The 4,748-nt window shown below is 40.0% G+C and carries 6 protein-coding genes and 1 pseudogene; all 7 read right to left on the bottom strand.

What is annotated here, in order from left to right:
* Positions 1-281: 281 nt before the first annotated feature.
* The 7 genes and pseudogenes from IIC38_20055 to IIC38_20025 all read right to left on the bottom strand — a co-directional run bounded on the left by IIC38_20055 (position 282) and on the right by IIC38_20025 (position 4,286).
* Positions 282-941, bottom strand: a pseudogene (locus IIC38_20055) (inositol-3-phosphate synthase).
* Positions 942-1,128: 187 nt separating this feature from the next.
* Positions 1,129-1,503, bottom strand: coding sequence for a glyoxalase/bleomycin resistance/dioxygenase family protein (locus IIC38_20050; GenBank protein ID MCH8128215.1), 375 nt, complete (start codon positions 1,501-1,503; stop codon positions 1,129-1,131).
* 174 nt (positions 1,504-1,677) lie between these two features.
* A complete protein-coding gene (locus IIC38_20045; protein ID MCH8128214.1) occupies positions 1,678-1,992 on the bottom strand; it encodes an ABC transporter in 315 nt (104 codons plus the stop codon).
* A 118-nt stretch (positions 1,993-2,110) separates the two neighbouring features.
* Entirely contained in the window at positions 2,111-2,491 is a 381-nt protein-coding gene (locus IIC38_20040) for a RidA family protein (protein ID MCH8128213.1), read from the bottom strand.
* Positions 2,492-2,652: 161 nt separating this feature from the next.
* Entirely contained in the window at positions 2,653-3,483 is an 831-nt protein-coding gene (locus IIC38_20035) for a hypothetical protein (GenBank protein MCH8128212.1), read from the bottom strand.
* A 95-nt stretch (positions 3,484-3,578) separates the two neighbouring features.
* Positions 3,579-3,905: a zinc ribbon domain-containing protein gene (locus IIC38_20030; GenBank protein ID MCH8128211.1), complete on the bottom strand. Its 327-nt coding sequence runs from the start codon at positions 3,903-3,905 to the stop codon at positions 3,579-3,581.
* An 81-nt stretch (positions 3,906-3,986) separates the two neighbouring features.
* A complete protein-coding gene (locus tag IIC38_20025; GenBank protein MCH8128210.1) occupies positions 3,987-4,286 on the bottom strand; it encodes a hypothetical protein in 300 nt (99 codons plus the stop codon).
* Positions 4,287-4,748 lie beyond the last annotated feature (462 nt).

Raw genomic sequence — 4,748 nt, 5'->3', positions numbered from 1 at the left:
CGCAATATTTTGCGGTTTCGCAGTCGCCGGTTCAGACCCTTCGGCGTAAAGGGGTGGTGATTGCTCCAAGTGGCACGGTCATGCCGGATTACGGCGAATTGTACGGATAACGCCTCTGGGGCTCCTAATGCGCAATTTGTGACATTTTCTTGCAGCGGTCTGCTGCGTGCCACAACGTGGCATGGACCCCAAAAAGTTCATTCATACAACTGTCGATTTTTCACAGCCATCGGCACTATTTAACCACAAATATTGCATTTTGCAAAACTTTAGTGATAAATCCGATCCAGCGTGACCCCTCGTTTTTTAAACAAGTCAGTCAATGTGCGATGGGTAATGGTTGCCCCCAATTGCGCTTTAATATCATCACCAATAATGGGGAGATTTTTGTCTGCAAAACGCTTTGCCCATTCAGGATCGCTGGCAATGAATACGGGGATATTGTTGACAAAGGCAACCCCGGCGTCCAGTGCACATTCAGCATAGAATCGAGTCGCATCTTCCGAACCTACGGGAAGATAATTCATCAGTACATCCGTACCTGAATCCTTTAATACCTTAACAATTTCTTCGGCTGTGAGTTCTTGTTCATCTGCAAGCAGGAAGGTGTTGTCGTCAGGATAGTTTTTCATATGATCCGAGAAACCATCCAGAATTTTACCCATCTGTACTTTTATCTCAGATTGTGGAATATCCGCACAGAATACAGTGGTACAGTTGGGTTTGGAAAAAATGGCTTTATTAACATCCAGCCCAATTTTACGTTTGTCTATATCAAATGCAGCAACCACTTCAATATCAAAAGGCTTATAACCGCCAATGTCCCAGTGCATGATGCCGATAGCCTCATCCGAAGTTTTGCTGCGATAGTAATAAATTCCCTGAATCAGGGAGCTTGCACAATTTCCGATACCAATGATTGCTACTCTAATGTTACTCATTTATTAGTTTCCTTAATGTTGCCTTCGATATTAGTGAAATTGATTATCACATTACAATTAACCAAAAACAACTGCATAGATGGGTGTTTGTGTGGAACCTAACGCCCAATTAAGCGGCGCAGCGTAGCGGAGTCCGCCTTAAATTGATGGTTAGGCATTTGTGGAAATTTAGAATTTAAGTTAACCATTAAACCGGGAACTCGCCAACATGACTGGAGTTGAATGTAATTGTATTTCCCCCAGGCTCTTCAATTTCAAATGAACTATGAATTTTGCCCTCATTAATAGGAGAAGGAGTCAATCCTAAATCAGAAAACTTTCGGTGTATTGCATCAAGATCATCAACCATTAGATCAAAGGGTGCAATTCCTGGAGTTGGTTTATCTTTTGCTATGAGAACTAGATGGGTTCCACCTCGAAGTTCAAGTACAGCGATACCATCATCTTTAAAAATCGACCTCATCCCAATTAGCCGCATAAACTCTTCAGACTGTTCGAATTTATTTGTTTCCAATTCAATGTGACCAACCCATACTGGGGGTCTGTGCTCGTTGTTTGTCATATCAGTAACCGTAAGATATCGCGAGTAATATTGAATAAATAATTACAGCTCAGAATGTAACTTATGTTCTTCATCGTTCTTTCTTGGGATGCCTAACGTCTGAACTAAGGGGCCGAGCGTCGGCGAGGTCCCAGCATGGGCGAATGCCCATGCGACTTAAGTGATTTGTTATACCTATTTGATTCTAAATTCACCATCGTAATTCTCAGGCCATATTACAGAATATACCTCACCCTCCATATCTCTAAAAGCTACCGATATTACTTCTAAGTCTTTTTCAGATAATGTGTTTTTGGCAAGTTCAAAAGCTTCATTAGGATCATTTGTATTAATAAATATATTCATTTCTCCTGCTCCTATATGATGACCATCAACTTGATGTGTATTTCTTAAGGTTAGTTCAAGCTCATTTTCGATCATGAGAAATCGATCAAAATCATCTGCAGATGCATTTGTAAGTGGAAACTGTATAACTAACTGATAATTCATTTTATTGGGTATAACGCCCTGCAAAAGTGGTGAGTGATTCTGGCTTGGTTTTTGTGTAAACAAAAAGCGAGACAGGTTCACGAATCCATTTCATTCACTGGTTAGGTGTGGAGCTCAATTAGACCTCAGCGATTACTGCAATTGAGACCTTATGTCCTGGAATCTTTACTGGAAATTTAGCGCCTTGCCGAGCTGGTGGGTTGTCGGGAAACCACTTTAGCCATTCTTCATTCATGCCCGCGAAATCGTCCTCATCAGCAAGTACAAAAGTAGCACTGACAATTTTATCAAGTGAGCTACTAGCTTCTTCAAGAATAGCGACTATATTTTCAAGGCATTGTCGAGTTTGCTCTTGAATCGTAGTGCCTTTGATTATACCGGTCGCAGGATCATGCGGCCCAGTACCTGATACGAACACCAACCCAGCAGCCTTGACTGCCTGGCTTAATACCGCTGGTGGTTTAGCCGCCTTTGAAGTGAACACGATTTGTCTAGACATTTGACCTCCTTGGGAAGTTGCAGCTACTGATAATAGCTGATGTTTGTGAGCCTAACGCCTAAATAACTGGCGGGCGAAAGTGGCGGAATTTTTGCGGGTTTTGCAAAAATATCGACTCTTTTGACTGTCCATGTTAATTTTTTTGTTAGGCTTTTTTGTCATTAAATACCAACATTTTCCAATCCAGAAACATCACCAATTTCTGACCACTTTATGGGATTTAGGTTTGAATTTATATAATTAATGTTTGACAGCAATTGATTTTCTTCGGTAATAAACGCATCACAATAAGATGCCTCGATTACATGACGGTGATCATCTGTCTTATCAGGCGCAGGAGTTACTTTGTGTGCAATTGCTATAAAAATCATATAAATATTTGCCATTACTATCGATTTAAGCATTGGATATTTATCAATCCGGACTGCCAATTCAGATGCTTCGCTATTATTAATTGGTAGTAAATGTTCAATTAATACCGGTATCATAGGAGTATAGAAATCTAAAGTATCATCGAAAGAACGTAATCTTTTTTGTGGTGGATCGGTTAAAAATATCTCTACATTTCGTTTTCCAATTTCTGCATTATCAACTTTAAAACTTATATCTCTTGAAATAACAAAACGTCTAGCATTTTCATCAAAATCACCTTCAGAAAGCTTTAATATCTCTGCACGAGTCTCGGCTTCCCGTGCACCATACAAAAAACTATTAAATTTAAAATTGGAAAAATAATTGTTACATTCCGCCATAATTAAGGCTGCAGGAGTTTCAGATATTATTGGATTAACATCTTTTAATATTCCGAACATAATCTTCGCTTTTTCGTCACTATTTCCTGACAAAAAAGTTCGAGACAACTCATAAATAACGTGCAATCCAATTACAGGCTGGTAACCATAGCTCTCAAGAATAGCGCGCACTTCGATTCCACTAATGTTTGCATCGTAAAAGCGACATATTGCGTTTGTTTCGAGAAAAGCTTTTTTCATACGACACCAAGTTATTTAGAGACTAACGCCGCAAATAACCGGTCGCAAAAAACGCGTAGCGGTTTTTGCGGTCCGCGTTAATTTGCCTTGTTAGGTTACTTGTGATGCCACCATATTCTAAACCTAGTAACCACATACCAAACCAGTCCAACAAATAATAATATACTTGGTATAGCGGATTGTTCACCGCCTTGTTTCGCGGCATTGATGCCGACAAACAACCAGATAACGCCGACCCAAAATAAAATTGAAGCAATAATGATATGGACTTTTAATCGCTTGCTCGTTTCCTGAACGGTTGTAAGCGGTGCTCCAGCAGCTTTACTTCCTGCCGCCTCCGCAACAGGTGCACCACAGTGAGGGCATGTTGCAGCAGTGTTGGATACTTGGTTATTGCATTCGGGACAATTTATTAATGCCATTACGTTTTCTCCTTTTTTGTAACCTAACGCCCAACTCTGCTGCGGAGGCGCGACAGCGCCGGAGTCAGCAGGAGTTGCTTGTTAGCCATATATTCGATATGCATCTGTAGGTATCCTAAGTGCCAAATAAACTAAGCCGTTCAGCCCTATTGCCACGAACATTTGGTGCTTGAATGGGCGCACTTCTTCACCTTTTGCCAATTTGATATATGTGTCCGTATAAATCCAATAAATTACATAGGACATATATGCAATGAAAACTGCCATAGATAACAGGTCAAGTGCGTACACAATCGGATAAACCTTTGGAGGCCTTTCGAAAATAAGTCTAATTAGCCAATTATCGAATTTTTCATCTGTGTATTTTAGATAATCAAGCAATATTCCCCATAGGTAGTCAATCCAAAAATATATTCCGACCCCGTAGAGCGCTAAAAAGTGTTTGAATCGAATTAACCTACGTGTCCCTCGATGAAAATTTTCGTATCTTGCTAGTCTCACGTCCATAGGAACAATAAATATGGCTAACGCCCCGCATCACAGGGATTTTGCGGCGCGCAGCAGAGCAAAATATCCTTGTGAATGCGATTGTTATGTGCATGTTTGCAAATTATAGCCATACCAAAACTCACTGCCCTTTTGCTACCGAAAAGGAAATATTATTTCTCCTTAAAACCATCTTTAACCCATAACACTATTATATATGTTAGCGGTACGATTAAAGGAGCGAATAAAATTATGAACAGCCTCCCTAAAGTAATGTATCTAGGTCCGTCGAGATAATAAAAATAATGACCACCATACTTTGCTTTTTTGTATTCTAATTTACATAGGTACAACTTA

The organism is candidate division KSB1 bacterium (assembly GCA_022566355.1).
Taxonomy (GTDB): Bacteria; Zhuqueibacterota; JdFR-76; order JdFR-76; family DREG01; genus JADFJB01.
Note: the sequence above shows the minus strand (reverse complement) of the source record. Positions and strands in the feature narration are given on the sequence as shown.

Excerpts from the sequence above, each read along its gene's own strand:
- IIC38_20050 (MCH8128215.1), bottom strand. The coding sequence starts at position 1,503 with ATGACAAACAACGAGCACAGACCCCCAGTATGGGTTGGTCACATTGAA.
- IIC38_20045 (MCH8128214.1), bottom strand. The coding sequence starts at position 1,992 with ATGAATTATCAGTTAGTTATACAGTTTCCACTTACAAATGCATCTGCA.
- IIC38_20040 (MCH8128213.1), bottom strand. The coding sequence starts at position 2,491 with ATGTCTAGACAAATCGTGTTCACTTCAAAGGCGGCTAAACCACCAGCG.
- IIC38_20035 (MCH8128212.1), bottom strand. The coding sequence starts at position 3,483 with ATGAAAAAAGCTTTTCTCGAAACAAACGCAATATGTCGCTTTTACGAT.
- IIC38_20030 (MCH8128211.1), bottom strand. The coding sequence starts at position 3,905 with ATGGCATTAATAAATTGTCCCGAATGCAATAACCAAGTATCCAACACT.